This is a genomic window from Clostridium vincentii, assembly GCF_002995745.1.
Taxonomy (GTDB): domain Bacteria; phylum Bacillota; class Clostridia; order Clostridiales; family Clostridiaceae; genus Clostridium; species Clostridium vincentii.
In genome coordinates, this window is record NZ_PVXQ01000034.1 from 17,051 (window position 1) to 37,340 (window position 20,290).

At 30.3% G+C, this 20,290-nt stretch carries 20 protein-coding genes; all 20 read right to left on the reverse strand.

The annotated features are described in order from the left end of the window. Positions 1 to 527: 527 nt before the first annotated feature. Positions 528 to 1,121: a GNAT family N-acetyltransferase gene (locus CLVI_RS13290; RefSeq protein ID WP_106060612.1), complete on the reverse strand. Its 594-nt coding sequence runs from the start codon at positions 1,119 to 1,121 to the stop codon at positions 528 to 530. A 663-nt stretch (positions 1,122 to 1,784) separates the two neighbouring features. After that, entirely contained in the window at positions 1,785 to 2,099 is a 315-nt protein-coding gene (locus tag CLVI_RS13295; protein WP_207655385.1) for an Ig-like domain-containing protein, read from the reverse strand. A gap of 283 nt (positions 2,100 to 2,382) precedes the next feature. Beyond that, a complete protein-coding gene (locus CLVI_RS13300) occupies positions 2,383 to 3,153 on the reverse strand; it encodes an alpha/beta fold hydrolase (RefSeq protein ID WP_207655386.1) in 771 nt (256 codons plus the stop codon). 232 nt (positions 3,154 to 3,385) lie between these two features. After that, positions 3,386 to 4,162: a GNAT family N-acetyltransferase gene (locus CLVI_RS13305; protein ID WP_170065678.1), complete on the reverse strand. Its 777-nt coding sequence runs from the start codon at positions 4,160 to 4,162 to the stop codon at positions 3,386 to 3,388. Between the two features lie 161 nt (positions 4,163 to 4,323). Next, positions 4,324 to 4,860, reverse strand: coding sequence for a GNAT family N-acetyltransferase (locus tag CLVI_RS13310; protein ID WP_207655387.1), 537 nt, complete (start codon positions 4,858 to 4,860; stop codon positions 4,324 to 4,326). A gap of 992 nt (positions 4,861 to 5,852) precedes the next feature. Further along, positions 5,853 to 6,872, reverse strand: coding sequence for an alpha/beta fold hydrolase (locus tag CLVI_RS13320; protein WP_106060617.1), 1,020 nt, complete (start codon positions 6,870 to 6,872; stop codon positions 5,853 to 5,855). 565 nt (positions 6,873 to 7,437) lie between these two features. Beyond that, positions 7,438 to 8,253 carry a hypothetical protein gene (locus CLVI_RS13330; protein WP_106060618.1) on the reverse strand — a complete coding sequence of 272 codons (816 nt, stop codon included), beginning with the start codon at positions 8,251 to 8,253 and terminating at the stop codon, positions 7,438 to 7,440. Positions 8,254 to 9,521: 1,268 nt separating this feature from the next. Continuing rightward, positions 9,522 to 9,836, reverse strand: coding sequence for a hypothetical protein (locus tag CLVI_RS13340; RefSeq protein ID WP_106060620.1), 315 nt, complete (start codon positions 9,834 to 9,836; stop codon positions 9,522 to 9,524). 104 nt (positions 9,837 to 9,940) lie between these two features. Beyond that, entirely contained in the window at positions 9,941 to 10,069 is a 129-nt protein-coding gene (locus tag CLVI_RS18005) for a hypothetical protein (RefSeq protein ID WP_278320529.1), read from the reverse strand. Then, positions 10,062 to 10,748: an ABC transporter permease gene (locus CLVI_RS13345; protein ID WP_242980694.1), complete on the reverse strand. Its 687-nt coding sequence runs from the start codon at positions 10,746 to 10,748 to the stop codon at positions 10,062 to 10,064. The genes CLVI_RS18005 and CLVI_RS13345 overlap by 8 nt, the downstream gene beginning before the upstream one ends. A gap of 4 nt (positions 10,749 to 10,752) precedes the next feature. Further along, on the reverse strand, positions 10,753 to 11,676 hold the full coding sequence (locus CLVI_RS13350) for an ABC transporter ATP-binding protein (protein WP_106060622.1): 924 nt from the start codon (positions 11,674 to 11,676) through the stop codon (positions 10,753 to 10,755). A gap of 22 nt (positions 11,677 to 11,698) precedes the next feature. Continuing rightward, complete coding sequence (locus tag CLVI_RS13355; RefSeq protein WP_106060623.1) at positions 11,699 to 12,406, reverse strand: toast rack family protein; 708 nt, start codon at positions 12,404 to 12,406, stop codon at positions 11,699 to 11,701. A gap of 6 nt (positions 12,407 to 12,412) precedes the next feature. Then, positions 12,413 to 13,189, reverse strand: a complete 777-nt coding sequence (locus CLVI_RS13360; RefSeq protein WP_146127335.1) for a CPBP family intramembrane glutamic endopeptidase — start codon at positions 13,187 to 13,189, stop codon at positions 12,413 to 12,415. A gap of 126 nt (positions 13,190 to 13,315) precedes the next feature. Further along, positions 13,316 to 14,263: a sensor histidine kinase gene (locus tag CLVI_RS13365; RefSeq protein WP_106060625.1), complete on the reverse strand. Its 948-nt coding sequence runs from the start codon at positions 14,261 to 14,263 to the stop codon at positions 13,316 to 13,318. Next, the gene (locus CLVI_RS13370) at positions 14,263 to 14,961 is read right to left on the reverse strand and encodes a response regulator transcription factor (protein WP_106060626.1); all 699 of its coding nucleotides are present in this window, start codon (positions 14,959 to 14,961) and stop codon (positions 14,263 to 14,265) included. Before CLVI_RS13370 ends, CLVI_RS13365 begins: the two co-directional genes overlap by 1 nt. A 71-nt stretch (positions 14,962 to 15,032) precedes the next feature. Next, positions 15,033 to 15,941, reverse strand: a complete 909-nt coding sequence (locus CLVI_RS13375) for a sensor histidine kinase (protein WP_106060627.1) — start codon at positions 15,939 to 15,941, stop codon at positions 15,033 to 15,035. A 1-nt stretch (position 15,942) separates the two neighbouring features. Next, a complete protein-coding gene (locus tag CLVI_RS13380; protein WP_106060628.1) occupies positions 15,943 to 16,617 on the reverse strand; it encodes a response regulator transcription factor in 675 nt (224 codons plus the stop codon). A 114-nt stretch (positions 16,618 to 16,731) separates the two neighbouring features. Continuing rightward, positions 16,732 to 17,469 (reverse strand): hypothetical protein, encoded by a 738-nt coding sequence (locus tag CLVI_RS13385; protein WP_106060629.1) that lies wholly within the window; start codon positions 17,467 to 17,469, stop codon positions 16,732 to 16,734. Between the two features lie 2 nt (positions 17,470 to 17,471). Next, positions 17,472 to 18,383 carry an ABC transporter ATP-binding protein gene (locus tag CLVI_RS13390; RefSeq protein WP_106060630.1) on the reverse strand — a complete coding sequence of 304 codons (912 nt, stop codon included), beginning with the start codon at positions 18,381 to 18,383 and terminating at the stop codon, positions 17,472 to 17,474. A gap of 703 nt (positions 18,384 to 19,086) precedes the next feature. After that, positions 19,087 to 20,055: an alpha/beta hydrolase gene (locus tag CLVI_RS13395; RefSeq protein WP_242980696.1), complete on the reverse strand. Its 969-nt coding sequence runs from the start codon at positions 20,053 to 20,055 to the stop codon at positions 19,087 to 19,089. Positions 20,056 to 20,290: the final 235 nt, after the last annotated feature.

Genomic DNA, 20,290 nt, shown 5'->3' on the forward strand with positions numbered 1-20,290 from the left:
ACGGGGAAGACTCAGCGCCTGTCGTAAATGACGAAGATTACAAAGGTTCAACTTTCGTTTATACTTTCCACTTTCCCCCTAACCCAGCATAGCTTCTGCGTAAAGCAACGACATTAGGTATTTAACTTTCATGCAACCCACAATCCAATTACTTGGAATGCAGTTTCGAGTGGGGATACGTTTAGTAACTAACTCAGTTTCTCACGAAACACTACTAATTAGCGACTTCTTGTCGCACGGCAATGTCCTACAAGTTCTTTTCTATAATTACCTCTCCATTTTATTCCATTGTGTTAAGTTTGTTAGATTTGTCAATGTGGTATGTAATGTTTTTAATGACTGCTTTCGTTTTTAAATATACATGTACTAATTCAAAAAGCCAGCCGAGATGTTCCTCGACTGGCACTATCTTTAATACCCTGGTATACTAAAGGTGATATCTATTATTTTAACTTCTTTGATATTTCCAATACCCTCTATTAATTTTATTTTGCTGATATCCATAGGCATTAATTTTTTGATTTCATCTAACCTTCAAATTCTTCTATCAGATTTAGACTACAATAATTTTTTTCTCTAAATTCTTCTTCCAATATGCCCATTGTAACCATATCATAATACTTATTATTAAAAAACCATCCGTCTCTTCGAATCCCTTCCTTTTTAAAGCCAATCTTTTCATATACATGAATTGCTCTTGTATTAAAAGAAAATGCTTCTAATTCAACTCTATGCAAATTAATCATTCCAAATCCATAAATCAATGCTAAAATTATTGCTTCGCTCCCATATCCTTTATTAAAATCTTCTTTTTTATTTATCACGATTCTTAAATTGGCACTTCTGTTATTTCTATAAATATCATTAATAACAACTTCGCCTAGTATTTTATTAGATTCTTTTGATAATATTAAAAAGTCGATTCTGCTTCTATCTTGAGATATGTCTTCTAAATATTTTTCTGTATCAGACTTGTTAAATATTTGTTGGGTTCCTGTGAAAACAATTGCTTCTGTACTACAATTATTAACAATATTCCAATATTCCTCAGCATATTCTACATCTAATTTCTTCAGATACACTAATTCTCCATCAAGTTTTAAAATTTTATTTGCACTCATTGATACTTCCCATCCTTTCGATTTATCCTACTATTAAATATATTTTTTTATACATAGTGATTTTGTTCCATTACTTGGTATTCCCAATCTTTTTAATCTTTCTGATTATATTTATTTTCTGGTTGCATAATAATATTTTACCTCTAACTGTTATGCTATAATTTTTTATTAATATCGCTTGCGATAAACTTAATATTATTATCTTTGACTATTGTATAATGATTGCACTCTAAATCATTAACAATAAGTTCAGTATTAAAATAATCATTCCAATTATTATTAACTTTAAGTTTATTTTTTTGCTCTGTATAATATTCCGGTTTTAACTTTGCTAACTGGTTTATACAATTCTAAAGCTCGATTCAAATTTAGGGTGTTTTTACCTTATCCGCCAAAAAGGTATATTAGCATATTGGTGGTTATGAGTTAGAACTAAATTAGAAATTATGTTACATATCACTATCAAATATTAGTATTAAGTAACATTCAATTTATGATTTGCTAATTAAGGAAGGTTAAAATTACACAAATACATTGTGTAACTTTTAAAATAACTAAAATTCATATTAATAATATATTTTGCCCTTAATATACCTTTTTGGCGGGATAGGCAAAACTACCCTAATTGCTCTCTTCTTCAATCTTTGTAATATTCTGTTTCTTTTATTGCACTACTATAATCTTTATCTTTGAAACTAAGCCCGATGAATTATATTCCTTTATGGTTGTCGTTCCCTTTTTTAATGCTTTGACTTCGCCTTTTGAAGAAACAGTCGAAACCTCTTTATTTAAGGATGACCATTTCACATCTTTGTTCTTGCAATTATTAAAAACAGTTCCAAGCTGTACAGATTGTCCTTTCTTTAGGCTAATACAGATTTCAAGGCTTGCCGTCTTAGTCGGAATCTGCCTTGCAAAATAAGTATAACTCCCTGCTGTCTTAGCCCACAACCTAAGATAGTATGTTCCAGCAGGCAAATCATATAGTATCGTAGAATACTACCTCTACACCCATTCAAAGCTTTATATAGCCACATTTAATTCTCCTTATTTTACAACTACGTCTCAATCATGTCAAACCAAATAACTTATGATCAATCACTTTTTTTGTTCCAAATGACCTATATCGTCTCGTATCTCCGACGTTCCTGAACTGTGCCCCAAAGAAATACCCACTTGGCTGTGCTTGCACCCAGCGAAGGAATGTGCGTAGCGAACGGAGATATTTTGTTAGATGCTGTTTGGCACATGATTCAGACATTTAATTTCTATATTTATTAATCATTTCTACAATTGCTTCAACAATTAGTTCCGGTTCATCATTTTGAATATAATGTCCGCTATGTTTTGCTATGATAATTTTACTTTTTGTTGATAGATTTTTAAAATCCACTTGAAGTTTTTGCTCTACTTCAAAAATTTCTTGATTAGGCCAGTCTTTATCATAATTTTCTTGCAATCCACGAATTATTACAGTCAATGGAAAGTCAAATACACACTTATAAGTATCTATTTGTTTATAGCTTTTCACTTTATCAATTTTTTCAACATTAAGCATAGGATTATTATAATACTCTCTATTTAAAGTTATTAATTGACTAGGTAAAACTTTCTCATAAGCTATTTCTTTATATTCTGGAGCTGCATCTACTAATATCATTCCTGCTATTAAATTGGGATAAATACTCGCAAACAATCTTGATACTAACCCCCCAAAAGAATGCCCTACTAAGACAAAAGGAGGTTTAACTGAGACTTTTGCTAAAAGCTTAGGGAGATCTTGTACAATTTCAAGACATGTACGAGACATTAAAACTGCATCACTTTTACCTATTCCTGCTCTATCATAAGAAAAAGTTGAAGTAAGTAACGATATTTTATTTTGAATATCGTTCCATGTTTCACTGCCATCACCCATCCCAGCTTCAAATAGAACAGTTGGAGAACCATTTATGTAATTTTTGCTAAACATCTTATATCCATTAATATAGCTTTGTTCTTTCCTATATTTATCATCTGTTAATACATCCATTTTGTCTCTCCTTTTAGTAAATTCATTATTACAACATAAAATAATTTCCAAGCCTCTTTTTATCTCCACAATCATGGTTAGTTTCATCAGTTTTATACTAACACTTAAATGGACTCAAAAGTATCATTATGGTATGCCAAATGTCATCTAACGTTTCTTGTTCAAATTACTCTCAAGCCAAGGCTGATGGCAACATTTTGTATGTGATGTACAGACTCATTGAAGTTTAAAATTAACTTAAATCAAAGAATAGTTCCGTCTTTTCTCCTGCTTTTTTAAAACCACATTTTTCATACATTTCTTTTGCAGTATCTCCACCATCAGTTATAAGATAAACAAGTTCAACACAATTATCTTTTGCTTCCTCTAATAGGTGTTTTAATACAGAAGTGCCAAACCCTTTTCTTTGATAGTTTTTTAATATATCAAAATCCTCTATTTTAGCAATATCATTATTTAACATAAATTCACAGTTTCCAATAGCTATACCCTTATAATAACAAATATATAAATTTAAATTTGAATTTAGTTGCTTATATATTTCTGATTTCCTATATATTCTTTTCCTTGCAAATTCAGCACCCATAGCCGATTCATTAGCTAAAATATCTACTTCTATACCCTCTTCCAATAGTTTTTCTGATAAGGCTTTCTTTATTATACACCCTTTATTTTTTGTTAAATAACCACTCATTTTGGGCTCAATATACATGTAATTATATTTGGTTACTTCAGGAACTACAGACAAGTTATTAATAAAATCATCGTCAACAGAAAAATTAAACTCTATTCTTAAAAAATTTGCGTTTTCATCCTTTCTTTTTTCTAATTCGTCAAAAATTATCTTTCTAAATTTATATTTACAAACACTGTTTTTGATAAATGTAAAATTGTGCATATGCATGTCCTGTAAATTATTATCGTAAAACCTTATAATTTCAGTATCTTCATGGCTTTCGGTGAATTTCTTTGTATATATTAATTCGGTGCTTGAAAATTTATTAAACATATTTACCATCTACAATTATTATAAAAAATATTCCACCAGCCAAGGCGAACGGCAACATTTTGTTATACGGAGTTTAGCCACTACACTTTGAGCAAGACATACTCACGTTATCCTTAGATTTATTATGTATATGAATGTTGCTACATAACTATAAATGAAGATTAGTTACCTGTCATCCATTCAGACTTTAAAATTCCATACTCATAAGTATCTGCCCATAACGGTTCTCCATTAATATCTTTCTTAAAATATATATTTTTAATAAGATTTCCTTCACGCCTCATACCAAGCCTTTCTAATAGTTTCCACGAATGTTCATTCAAAGGATTACACATTGCAACAATACGTCTTGCACCTAATTGTGAAAAAGCTGTATTCATCAATGCCTTTGCACTTTCTGTTGCATAACCTTTTCCCCAATAATTTTGATTAAATACATATCCTATTTCCCATGTGTCAAAATCCCCTTTAGCTAAATACAAGTTTCCTATGAGTTTACCCATCTCTTTTAAACATACTGCATAAAAAAAATCGTTTTCTGCTCTATCTATTGCTTCTTTCTTAGCTTCTGTTTCAGTATACACATTATACGGTTCATATTTTACTACTGTCTCATTTGATAAGTATCCATATAAATCTTTCCAATCTGTTTTATAAAACTTTCTAATGATTAACCTCTCTGTAACTATATTATTCAATTTAGTTTCCTCCATATATTACAGGATATTATATCTCCTGTATTTATTTACTTATTTATTCGAACATCTAACTTTCATGTAAACTCTTCCTTTCCTCTAAAATATCTATATTATTAAAATATTTCTAAAGTAAATATAAATAGTCCTTATGCCGTAACTTCTTATAACTACGTCTCAATAAGATTAACTCCACTAACTTATGAATAATCACTTTTTTGTTCTAAATTCCGTATAACGTTTCGCACTCAAGACATTCCTAAGCCTAGCCAGACTTGGCTTGGTGAAGGAATGTGCTTTGGCAGTCTTTTAATGCCAAAGCGAACTTGAGTGCATTGTTATACGGAGTCTTAGACACAACACTTTAGAAGTTTATATGTCCAAATTCAAATTAAATCATCTAAATGTCCGATATCATTAATACATTTTACTGTTATCTTTTTATCTCCATCATCATATTTCACAATACTTATACTACAATTATCAATTTAGTTTTTGCCTATCCCGCCAAAAGGTATATTAGTAGATTATAATACAATACTCTAGTTCACGCCTATGATCCTCAAATTGTAATGTATTACAATATAGTATGTCCTATTAGTTCTGTAACTTTCTTTGATAATTCAACAAAGTCCGTGTTACCTAATGTTTTGATAAAAGGCTCTTTTGGTAATAACTGTCTTAACGTATATTTTCCGCGTTTTGCGAGCGCTACCCCTAATTGTATCAGCGAAGGAGGTATCATTGTACTTAATTGGAATTTATTCTCCCTTTTAGTTTGCCGAAATATTACCCTTTTAGTTTACCATTAACAAATTATAATTTCGATATTTCTAAACTTAAGTATTGAGGAAATTGAACTTGCAAACTCAACTAGAAAGGTTAATACAACCCCCAACATCATTGTAAATACTATAGTATGTCCATTTGATACTTTTTCTTTTATAACAACAAATCCTCTTATTTTATTTATTATAAAATTAACTGCATTTTGCTCAATTTAACTTATTTATAACCTCTATTATATCGTTATTTACTTCATTAGGTGCATATTGATGTATATAATGAGGACTGCCATTGACAATTCTTTGCTTACTATCTGTTGACCAGGACATAAAATCTTCTTGACTCTTTTTCCATTTACTATCTTTTGCTTCTTCACCAGATGTTAATATTCTTAAAGGTATTTCTCCTAAATTCCCATTCTTCTTTACAATCAGTGCATTTGATTTTAACTTTGCTAATTCATCTGTCTTGTTCTTATTTGTCATAGTTTTTAAATACATTGCGGTATCAACATTTTTTAAATCTAATGGCAAAAGTGATAGTTGATTCCGAGCTGAATATGCTGAATTATAAAAGTTTTTTGAATACTTAAACAATAGTCTCATTATTCCTTCATTTTTTAAAACTGATTTTAGTTTCATAGATGATATTGGGTTTTGATTAATTTCTTCATTTGCATAAAATTCTGGACTTCCCCCATCTATCATAACAATTCCTTTAACTTCATTTTTATACATTTGGGTAAATCTTATAATTTCCAATGAACCCAGGGAATGACCTACAAGTATATATGGAGCCTTTTCTCCTGATTTTTCAAGTAATTCATGCATTTCCTTTGTAATTGTGTCAATATCTCTATTTGTATTACCAACTTCGCTATATCCATATCCTGGTCTTTCATAAACCACAGTCCTTGTATACTTTGATATCTCATTATATAAAGGATAAAAGTCAGCATATGGACTCGGTGTACCGAAGCCTGATACTAAAACTACTGTTGAATTTCCTTTTCCTTCCGCATAGATATGCATATCATGACCATTTACTTTAACAATTTTTCCTGGCACACTATATTTTTTGCTATCAGAATATAACCCAATTCTTTCATATATCAAGCCTGATATACTTATTAATAAGATTACTGTAAAAAAAAAAATTATAATATTCCTAAAGCCTTTAAAAATTCTCTTTCCAATATTCACTTGTTTCTTTCCTGTTTTATTTATCATATAATTCCACTCCCCATTTCATATTCAATTATTTCGAGTTCATATTTTTTCAATAAAATACTACTTTATTAGACCCTAAATTTGTTTTTAAAACTTTGGCAGTTATCCTTGGTCCCAATGAACTACTGTAAAAATATCTTCCCATTTTTCTTGAAAAGCATGCGCAAATATTGACTCAGCACAACCAGGACCACCATGTAAAAACAACATTACTGGATTATCATACTTTGTACCAGAATGAAATAGATATTAATTAATACCATTAATTTGTACATATTCGTCAATATAAATTAACCTCTTTGACTTATTTTTCATAATTCCATTTCTCCTTTCTTTGTGACACCTTTTTTACAATAGCGTCTTAAAAAGACCATTTCCACTAACCTGTGATCAATCACTTTTTTTGTTCTAAATTCCGTATAACGTTTCGTGTTCAAGACGCCGAGAAGCCTAGTTCAACTGCGTAATAAAGTTGATTACAAAGAAGGCGGGTCTCTCAAAAATTTCGCCTGGCAACAATTATGACAGACACTCACACATTAATATCTGAAATATATCTTCCTTCTTATTTGTACAACTCATTTTTTGAAAAAAGATCGCAATATTCTAGCTGCTGCTTATAAAATGCATCATGGTTGCCCTCTGTAAATTCCGACTTTATATCCTCATCCAAAGTTTTATCTTGTCCTACAATATTTGGATAAGTATAAGCATAAAAATAAGCATGTTGCTTCCAAATAGCTTCTACACTGCCAGGGTATTTAAAGTCGACGTCCTGATCGTCAAAATATGTTGCCTTATTTTTAATCTCCTGCGGTTCAAATCCATTATTTAAAAAACGCTTTGTTTGTTCATAAAAATGTCCTGCGCCGCTTATAACCAATATTTTTAAATTCTCAGGAATTGTATTCAACTTATTATTAATATTTTCAAATATCATATCATCACGCTTATCATTTGTTGTACCTGATTTATAACTATTATCCACAAACCACCAATCTATCATTTCTACTGCAATATCGTTGTCTTTGCAATAACTATATACAACGGTCATATCTATTGGCCCATCCACCACCCCATAGTCTTTGAAATACTTTTCTCGTGCTTCAATAAAGACAACGTCTGGCTTTACATTCCGAGCGACACTCAAAAGATCTTCCATGGAATAGTTAATCCATTTATTAAAATGATCTTCATGAAATGCTCCCAATAAATAAACTTCTTGATTTTGTGTTGTTTCAAACTTTTTTAGGAGGCTGTTTTTATTCAAATATCTATTCCACATCAAACCTAACACCACGATTGCCGCTATGAGTACAATTGACAGCCCTATGAATATTCTTTTTACTATTTTTGACTTTTTCTTAATACTACCAGTCATTCTCTTCCCCCTTATATGTTTCTTTAGAATTTAACGCACGGCCTCAAATTCCTATTTATGTTTCTGTTATATAAATAATTTTTGTTACACATAAGTTTACAATCACGTCTCAACAAATCTGAAAACCTTTATCTTATCGCTCTTTTTTCAAAAGTTACGTATAACGTTTCGTGTTGCCGACGTTTCCCAGCCCTAGTGCGACCGCACTTGGGCAGGGGAATGTGCCTTGGCGATGGAAAACTTTAAACCTATATATAGATTATAAGTTATAAATTTACACAATGTTATATAAAAATATCCCGCCAGCCAAGGCGAACGGCAACATTTTGTTATACGGAGTTTAGCCACACCACTTTGAGCAAGACCTACTCCAGTTCTCCTTAAATATGATTTACATTAGATAATGATAGTGCATCAATATAAGAAAACTTCTATGTACTTGTAACTGCTCATTTAACTAAGTTTTATCGTTACAGGTTTTATCTTTTTTATAACAAAAATAGTAAACAATATAGTTTATTACTACAAATATAACACCATAAATCAGTGGATGAAACAAATCAATGATTCCTAAAATATAAATGTCTACAAGGACTGATAGTATTATAATTAGGCTATGTTTAATAACAGTGTTGAAAATATAACAATTTTTAAGAGAATCCAAAAATGGATTCCCTTAATTCGCATTTCAAGAAACAGGCGAATTAACTTGTTAAAAATAATCTACTGGAATTACAATCAATCCTATAGAAATAATAAACAATATAATAGACAAAATGCCAAACAAAATTGAAAGTTTTTTTGAGTATTTATTTTTTGATTTTGAATTAAATCCCTTAAACAATAGCCTACACCCTGCATAGGGAAAAATTATTAGTATCCCAATTTTAGTAGGAATTAAACCCAACAAATAACTTACACAAAATATAAATTCTATTACTGAAACCAATATCTTTCTCAATTTTGTTTTTTTATTATTAATCTAAACCACCACCTCTAATAATAATTAATATATATTATAAATTCGTCATTGTTTACTCCAGCAGGCTGAGCATAGGGTAACTTATATTTTGAATTTGGACCTGCAACTGCAAGAATGTTTACCATAATATCACTCCTCTAAAAATACTCTGCTTAAAATAATTAACTTTGTCGAACTATTGCTTCGTCTTTGATTACGATGATTCACTAACTCTAAAACCATGATTAATGTAACCCTTAAGAAGATTACGAATTATAAAACCATATAACCACTACTTATTAAACTTCTAATCAAAGAATTTTACATATTTTTTTGCTTTAATATTAAATGCAACGAAAATTATAGGGGTTAGACCTAAAAATACAATTGGTAAAAAGTTCTTTGTTAAAATTGCTATAATTGATATAAAAATAAAGTATATTGATAATGCATAACTTCTCATACATAGTATAGAGTTAAGTTTATCTTTATTTATAATTTCATACTTGTTTTGTAAAATACCATATAATCCACCAGGCATGGTTCTTCTATTTTTAATAGTAAAAATCATTCCCCAAACCCCAAGGGAGAAAACAATTATTTGAAATATAATTTCAACCATATTTTACTACCTCCCAATAATATTTTTAGTAATCTAAATTCAAATGTAAAATTATAGCACTTACGTTTACACAACTACGTTTCAATTGGAACAAAACATATAACTTATGGGCAAAAACTTTTTTGTTCTAAATTCCGTATAACTAGTATCACCCCGACATTGATGTCGGGTATTATAACTCTAGCTGATTTAATAACCTTACTATTATTTATAAAATCTACATCATCAATCATAACTCACATCCACTTTTTCTACATCTTTTATAGATAGATAAGCTGCAAGTGCTCCTATACCTGCAAGGATCAACGGAATTAAGAAAGTGCTTCCTAATGAATTCCCATTAATTCCACTATTTAATAAACTTACTAATATAATAGAAGTTACTATTGTGGCTGACACAGATTTCCTTCTCATACCTACAAATACCGGAATTAAACTTATAAAGGCAAAGCTTGCTGAACTCACAACAATATTAATTAAGTTTTTCACCAAAATATCCTGAGTTTGCGGTTGTTGAATAAAGTTTGCAAAGATATTTAAAATAAACAAACTAAAATACAAGAAAAGACTTGATATTACCATAGTAGTAAAAGCAAATATTACCACTATCATAAACTTTGATAACATAATTTTTTTTCTGTTTATTGGATACATAAATAGAATATTTATTGTTTTATTTTTGTATTCACCAATTATTATTCTTGAAATTAGCACAGCTGCAAAAATTGAGAAAGTGGCTCTTACAAAACTACCAACGATCAATAAAATATCATTATAATTACTAAAGAGAACTTCCTTTTGAGATTTCGCACCAAAAACAATGATTAATAAAAACCCTAGAATAATTAAATTTGCAAAAACAACGCCTTTTAGATTTCTATTAATTTTAAACTTCATAATTTCTAATTTCATTAATTTAAGCACTTAAATCACTCCCTTCTAGAAGCTTTAAGAAATGATCCTCTAGTGTACTATTTTTCTTATTTATACCTTCAATATTAATACCGTTTAAAATTAGAGTTTTTGAAATATCCTTTTGAACTAACTTTAAGTCATATATTCTTATTGTATTATCGCCTAAAATTTTAAAGTTAGAAATTTTTAAATCATTTTCTAAAATATAAGCTGCTCTTATACAATCCTTAGTTATTATCTCTACATATTCAGTATGCTGATCTCTAATGCTGTCCATGGAAACCTGTTCTATTAACCTTCCATTATTTATTACCCCTATAGTGTCTGCTATTTGTTCTATTTCACCTAAAATATGACTTGAGATTAAAATTGTAATGCCATATTCTTTACTTAACATTTTTAATAGATTTCTAATTTCCTTAATTCCTATTGGATCCAGACCGTTTATTGGCTCATCTAATATTAAAAACTCAGGCCTCGTTATAATTGCCCGTGCAATTCCCAGTCTCTGTTTCATTCCTAAAGAAAAATCCTTAACTGCCTTATTGTCAATATCTTTTAAATTTACTAGTTCTATTGCCTTATCAATTGCCCCTTTATCGTAATATCCCATGTACTCGCAATGAAGTTCTAAATTTTCCCTGCCAGTTAGTTTATCATAAAATACCGGATACTCAATAATGCTCCCTATTCGTTTCAAAGTTTCATATGCTTCAAAATTAAGTGTCTCACCAAAAATTTCTATTTCTCCGCTACTGGGTTTAATAAGATTTAATATCATCTTCATAATTGTGGTTTTACCTGCTCCATTAGGACCTAAGAAACCGTATATCTCTCCTTTTTTAACATTCATATTTACATTAGATATAACCTCTTTGTCTCCAAATTTTTTCACTAAATTTGTTATTCTTAATATATAATTCAAATTGCGTACCTCTTTTCTTTATTTATTGTACAAGTTTCAGATTGGTTTCACCAACTCCGCTTTTTATCTTTACACGCATGGTAATATCTGACTTACCATAAACATCGTTAACATAAGAATCGCCACTTTTCCTAAAACCGTCGGCACTAATCTTGCCCATGCCTTGTGTCACATCTACAATAACGGCAATATTCTTGGGAAGTATAATGTTGGTACTACCCACACCACCCTTTACTTTTACAATAACATCCTTTTTCCAATCACCTGACAAATCCATATCAAGTTTGCCCGCTCCCATATTCACATCAACGTTTTCTAAGTTCATGCCCTTCAAATTGATATTACCGTTGCCAGCACCTAAAAACAAGCTTATATCCGTAGAAATAATTTTATTCAACTTCAAATTCCACTCATTACGGTTATTCGCGCCAAGAACAATAGTGGTAAAATATGGTTGTTCTATACTCAAGGTTCCATCGCTTCCCGTTTTTGAATATTTAATAGTTGGCTTCCATTTAGGCACGTTATAAATGAATTCACCTTCAATAAGTTTATCGGATCCACTTTGTATATCCATCTCTCCCGCTCCCATGTGCACACTTATGGAGACACGTTTTGCATTATCAAGTTCTATAATTTCAGTATCTGTTGTTGTATTTCTGACACAACCCGTAGCACCTAATATGAGTGCTGTTATGAAAAAACAAGTAATGTATCGATTGATTTTCACTTACGATCAACTCCTTGTAACTATTGTTTTGTTAGTTTCAAAATTTTTATTTTTTAATATGTTAAACAGGTAACTAGCGTAGGATACCAATAAAACAGTAAGTATACCGCTGGCTATATACTCCAGATTAACATTTCCAGGGTTGTCCTTAGTTATATAAGCTAATGCATCATACATAAAATGAAAAGCAATAAGTGGGATTATATTATCTACAACAGTTATAAGTTGTGAAAGAATGATACCCACTAAAAAAGCGTTTAAAGCTTGTAATATAGCGCTGAAAATATCCCCATTAAGCCCATTTGCCATATGCAGAACTCCAAAGAATATAGAAGAAAAGATTATATAAAAAGTCCCTCCCTTTGATTTTAATTTTTCTTTTATAATTCCTCTGAAAATAAATTCTTCAGTATATCCAACAAGAAATGTAAATATTATAATGCTCATAACTACTTTTAATGATAAATCTGTATTAATGCCGCCAAGTGTAGGTATAACTAGTGCAACAACTAGTAAGGGAATGTAATAAAGTACTTCCTTAGTTTTTGGTAATTCGACCCTACGAAATCCGAACATTGAGAGTCTTCTACCATTGCTTGTCATATATACAGTAATTATGATTGCCATTACTAGAAATGCACCTGTTTGAGCCATTATAGTTTCAACATTACTAAACTTAAGTATTGAGGAAATTGCACTTGCAAAGGTAACTAGAACAGTTAATATGACTCCCAACATAATCGAGAATAAGATAGGATGATCCTTCGATACTTTTTCTTTCATTATAATTCGCTCATCCTCTTTATTATTAGTAAAATAAAACACATTTACTATAATTTTATTGTACAATATAGAATTCTCTTTTTTATTAAGCAAATCTTACAAAATTCTTAAGTTCAAAGAAGTTCTCTAATAATTTATTCTCTTTAGCTTAAAAGTAAAGCTAGTTTTCTCATTGGGTTTGCTTTTAAGAGAAATTTCTCCTCCTAATTTTTCCACGAGCCTTTTAGTTATTGTAAGCCCTAACCCACTTCCCTGATATAACTTGTTTCTTGAATCTTCAAGTGTATACATCCTCTCAAATACTTTTTCAACATTAATCTCATCGATACCTTTACCTTTATCCCAAATCTCTACATAGCAAAAGCTATCATCACAGCTTAATTTAAGCCCTATATATTTGCCATCACTTCCATACCTTATGGCATTAGAAATCAAATTATTCATTATTCTTTCTAGTGCCTCTAGGTTACCCAGTGCATATATACTTTTTTCAGGAATATCTATATTCACCTCATAACCGTTTGCAGTCAAATTTTCGTAGAAATCTAATATATTTTTAATACAAACTTCATTCATGTTAACTCTTGACATAGGCACATCCTTATCTCCTGATTCTAGCTTGGCCAAATCAAAAAACTTATTGATAAGGGCAATTACTTCAAGGGTTTTAATGTGAACTTTTGAAAGCAATATCTCTCGTTCTTCACTACTGATATTATCGTCCAATTTTATAGTTTCAATATATCCCAGTACTACTGTAAGTGGTGTTTTTAGATCATGAGAAATATTTGAAAGCATTTTATCCATAGATATTTCTTTTTTTGTGTAATCTGACAATACTTTTCCACTGAAGTCTAGAATACTGTTTATCACCACTAATAATTTTCTAAGCTTCTTATCTGAAGTAACAACAAGGAGTTTTTCCTTAGTATTTTCCTTAGTATTTTCCTTAATAATTTTGTTTAACTTGCTTTCTATATAGGTTAAGTTTTTACTTCTTTCTCTTTCAATTTTATATTGAAAAGATATTATGCATATTAAAATAAGTATAATTATTAATAATAAATTAATCATTAATTAACCTCCAGCTTGTACCCAATACCCCATAGAGTCTTTATGTATTGTGGCTTTGAAGGGTCATCTTCTATCTTTTCTCTTAACCTTCGCATGTGCACATTAATTACATTTTCATCCCCAAAGTATTCATCCTTCCAAATAAAACTATAGATTTGAGCCTTAGTAAATACTTTATTAGGATTCTTTATAAACAATTTTAAAATATCAAATTCCTTTGAAGTAAGGGAAATCGATTGATTATTTTTGCTAACCAAGAAATTTTCAACATCTATAATAAGATTTCCAACCTTCATCACCAATACTTCTTCTATTTTTTCATTATTAGAATATTTTGTTGCTCTTCTAATGATTGCTTTAATCCTTGCAGTAAACTCAATCATAGAAAAAGGTTTAGTAATATAATCATCGGCACCAAAACCCAGTCCTATTGCTTTATCCACATCACTATCTTTTGCAGACATAATCAAAATAGGTACTGAACTTTTTTCTCTAATTATTTTCATAGTTTCTATACCATCTAACTTAGGCATCATTAAATCCAGAAGGATTAAGTCAAAATCATGATTTAAATATTTAATAATTGCCTCTTCGCCGTCAGCAGCGGTTGTTACCATAAATCCATCCTTTGTTAAATAATTTTTAACCATTTCGCTAATAGCTATATCATCTTCAATAATTAAAATCTTATTATTCATAACTATTACCTCTCTTTGTCTACGTCTGCTCTTATTTTATACCGTTTGAGTTTCTATATTTACAATCTCATTTATAATTCAATAACAAATCCTTTAGTATATCCATCTATATTAGAATCAATATAAATCTTTCCACCATGCTTATCTACTATTTTTTTTGTTATGGCTAGCCCTAACCCACTTCCGCCTTTGCTATTTCTAGATTCGTCTTCACAAACAAATGGATTAAAAATTTCTTCCAGCATATCAGTTCTAATAATCTCTCCATTATCTGCCACTATAACTTTGATCAAATCTTCTTCTTCCAAACGAATAGAAACTTCACTCCCAATTTTATTATGGAGATATGCATTAATTAGCAGATTAGAAATTGCCCTTCCGAACTCTACTCTGTCTAGATTTCTTTTTATAGGTTTTTCAGGTATTTCTATATTTATTTCTATATTCCTTTGCTCAAATTCATTATAATATAATGCTGTTGTCTCTTTAATAATTCTTCCAACATCCGTCTCCTCCAGTTTCATCTCAAAATCCACTCCATTAAGTTTCGTGTATTGAAACATCAAATCCAATAATTCATTTACTTTTTTTGATTTTTCATAAATTGAATTGAGAAGCTCCTTTTTTTCTGCTTCACTCGGCACATCATCATATAATGCCTTTGAAAATCCCATGATCGTAGTAATAGGTGTCTTTAAATCGTGAGATATATTAGCAAACAGCATATTTCTTTCCTGATTATATCTTATATTTTCTTCTTCAACTTTCTTGCTAGTTTTACGAACAAATATAACAGTACCAACGGCAAGAACTAAAAGACTTGTTGTCATATAAAAAAATAATGACAGTGCCATCACATTCTTATTCGTAATGTTTACAGTTATAGTCTCAAATACACTTTTTATTACAGAGTTCAATAATGCCATTACGACTGTAATCACAATAAAAAGACAAATTAAATATTTTTTTAGATTTTTCATACTATGCCTCCAATCTATATCCTAACCCACGAATAGATTTAATTTCTCCTTCACCAATTTTGTTTCTCAACTTACTGATACAAACTCTTATGGTATTATCATCAACCACATAAACTTCTCCCCAGCAAAACTCAAAAATTTGTTCTTTAGTATACACCCTTCCCGGAGACTCCATAAACAGCTTTAACAGTTTATATTCCACAGAAGTCAGAATTATTTTTGTTTCTCCCTTAAAGAGTACACATTGATTTGTATCCAGAGTTAAGTCTCTCACTTTTATTTCTGGATCTTGATTCATTTTTAATTTATTTAAGTTATAAAAGCGTCTTAAATTAGCCTTTACTCTAGCTACAACTTCCATAGGCTCAAAGGGCTTTGTTATATAGTCATCTGCTCCAAGCTCTAATCCAAATATTTTATCAGCTGTTTCAACTTTGGCTGATAAAATCATAATGGGAATATTGTTTGTTTTTCTAATTTTTTTAATCAATTCAAATCCATTCATTTTGGGCATCATAATATCTACAATAGCCAAATCTATTTCATATTCAGTTAATAAACCCATAGCTGTCATTCCATCATAGGCCTCATATATTTTAATGTCATCTTTTTCAAGATATAAACGCAGAAGTTTTATAATGTCTTTTTCATCATCTGCAATTAGTATTTTATACATTACAGTATCCCCCTTGATATTCTTCAATTGTAATTTTTTCTAATTAACTATATTATATCAAAATAATACAATTAACCCACAAATAATTATTTCAAAGAGCATCATCTTATATCTCTACTTCAATTCTTCTTTTCTAAATTTAATATATGCTACAAAAATACTTGCAAAGATTGTAACTACAGATACAACTACGGTTCTCAAAATATCATTTCCACTTAATTCACCAAAAATTAAGAACGACTGCCCCATTGAGGTATACTGCAATACCTTCATAATTTGTGGACTAGAAGTAAAAGATTGTGTCAAACCGTTCCAAATAAGAATTACCCCTACATTTATCCCTATTGATAACCCAATACTTTTAGCAAAAAATGAGATTGGTATACAAACACTCATAGTGGCAATATTCACTAATAATACCAATAAGACAGTTCGGAGCATAACCAAAATAATATTACCTGTTGCTATGGTGCCAATTCCGAGTATTCCAGTCATTGTTAAAGTCGCAATCAATATTGGACATAAAATAAAGAGAATCATCGCGGTATAATAACCTATACATTTACTTATTACTATCTTAAATCTACTATTACCAGCCATAACTGCATTTTGAATCATTCTTTCTTGAAAGGCTGAGGTGAAATAAATTCCAGCAAATACAGAACCTGCAAGATATAAAGTTGAAGTAACAAAATAACTAACACCAATAAATCCATCAAATCCAGATTTCACACCATCTGACATACCAATGCCAATATAACTGACTCCTACTAATAACATAAAGATAAAAGTACCCACAAATTTCCCTGATTTAAACAATCCTTTAAATTCCCATTGCAATATCCTGTTCATTCTTATTTTCCTCCCAACAAATCAATATAATATTCTTCAAGATTTTCTCCTACAACTGTAAACCTAGTAACTAAAATTCCATCAGCAAATAATATTTTTGCAACTTTTTTAACATCATCTATACAATCATAAAGTTTAATTGTATTCTCTGATACTATATAGTTTTCTGTTCCTAATTCTCTCCTAATTGTTTCAGTAGCTTTCAAGGCCTCATCTGTTTCAATAATAATATGTTTTTTACATTTATCGTTCAACTCTTCTAATGTCATAATTTCCACAATTTTACCTTTATTAATAATAATATAATCAGTTGCAAGTTGGTATAATTCAGTCAATATGTGACTAGAAATAATAATTGTAATACCGTAATCTTTATTTAGTGATTTTAACAGTTCTCTTATATCGACCATGCCCATTGGATCCAAACCATTAACTGGCTCATCCAAAATGAGAAGCTTAGGTTCTTGAACCAGAGCCATTGCAATGCCAAGTCTTTGCTTCATACCAAGTGAAAAATCCTTCACTTTCTTTTTCTTCACATTTGCAAGGTCTACTTTTTCTAATAATTGTGGTACAATATTAGTGTTTTTCTGTCCATAAAGTATACATTGCATATTCATATTGTCAATTGCCGAAAGAGTATCATATAGAATAGGCTTTTCAACTAATGTACCTATTTTTCTTCGAACAGATTCTAACTGTTTTCTCTCTGTCTGCCCTAAAATCTCAATTTCTCCGTCCGTAGCTTCTGAGAGACCTGCGAGTATTCTTATGGTAGTTGTCTTTCCTGCACCATTTTCTCCAATAAATCCATATATTTTCCCTTGTTCAATTGTAAAAGAAACTCCGTCCAGTACCATCACATTGTTATAGCATTTAGTTAAATTATTTACCTTTAATATACATTCACTCATTTATAATCCTCCATTATGTTGTTGGCTATTTTTTTTACTTACCACTTACTTTGTTGTATTTAGTATAAATGGAAAACCTTTCTTTGAAGTATGAGAAACATTAATATAACATTAAAAAAAGGTAAATTCATTAATATATATATTTTAGTATAAAATTGTCTTATGAAAATCTAACTAGGGGTAGTAACCGCGAAACGCGGATTTTATACATCAATACATATATTTACAAAACACCGATATATTGAAAGAATTCTTTGAATAATATCGGTGTTTTAATTTCTCTAAAATATATTTTAAACATATTCCTTTAAAATGAAAATTATAATCTAACCAATAATATAAATTGTGGTCAGTTGGTGGAATTATTAGATATTAGAGTTAACTCTATTGTTATTCCTGGTATAATGAGCACCTCTTATTACAATTGTATTTATATTTTCATCCTTTTTACGTTTGAGATTTCCTGTAGTATTCGCCAAGAAAAAAGAAAATTTGCTTTCCTCTTATTATGATCAACTCCTTTCTAGGTTTATTGCTAGTATAGGAGACATTAAACGTATCAACATATATCGATCGATTTCCCAAAGGTATTTTTTTGTATATCTCCATGAATGGACATGATAAATTTAGCAATGTATCATGCATTGGTATCAAGAACTTGATGATTGAGATTTCTGGATCATACCCCTATTAATAAGATATGTTAGTTTGAGAATTTCTTAATAAGCCACTCAGCAAATTTTTCTTTTTCTTCAAATTGTGGATAATGCGCTGATTCCGAATATAGTATAAATTCTTTCTCAGGTGATGTAATAGAATCAAAATAATTCTTTGCGGCTTTTGATGAAGTCTTATAATCATACTGTCCCATATGGAAGTAACATGGTATTTCAAGTTTTTTAACAAGACTTGGCAATGAATTCTGAAGTAAGTCACCAATCATGACCTCACTTTTTTTCACGCCTAAATTAAGACGAACTCTGTCAAGTAAATTGTATTCCCGATTCGTACGATAGCCTTTATAAAGTCCATCCTCATCAATAAGGCGTGAACCACCACCATATTTTTGTATGTAATTACGTGGAACGAAACTATCTCCCTTTTCAACCTGGCTTCTTATTTTTTCAAGGTTTGCAATATCGTCTTTATTTCCTGCTTTGTTTGCCTCTTCAATGCAATAATTTAAAGAATCTGTTTCACTTTCATTAAAATTTGATACTTGGCCAATTCCGATGTAGGCAATATAATTTTCTGGTGCTTTTGCAGCAGCCAGCATTCCAACATAAGATCCAAAGGAATGACCAGCTAACAGCACCTTATCCTTTCCAAATCTTTTACGAATATACCTAGTTAGTGCTATTAAGTCATCTGTGAGTAATTCTGGAGATAAATTTGAGTAGTCCTCAAAAAAATGATATGATTTGCCAGTTCCACGTTGGTCGTAGTGAACTATGGTGAATTTTTGCTCCAAAATATCTTGATATTTTCTTACATACGGAATTTCCGAACACCCTGGCCCACCATGTACAAAAACTAAAATAGGGTTATTCTTATCTACGCCTCGTATCATCAGTTGATGTTTAGCGCCGTTTATTGAAACTTGCTCATATACCCTAACACTATTTTTCCCCTTAATACCTGGTGTCCAAGTTGGGAAAAATGCCCCTGTCAATATTAAGCCAAGTATTAGTATTACTAAGATAAAATAAATTTCCATTTGATAACCTCCCTAAAATATAATCCTGAACCGGTAGTTTTCAGTACATATAATATCTTGAACAATCGAGTAGGAGCTAAATAATTATTTTATTTAGCGTCCTCTCACACCACCGTGCATACCGTTCGGTACACGGCGGTTCATTAGAAATTAATGTATCTTTTGATATTTGCTTGTTAGGCTAACGAAT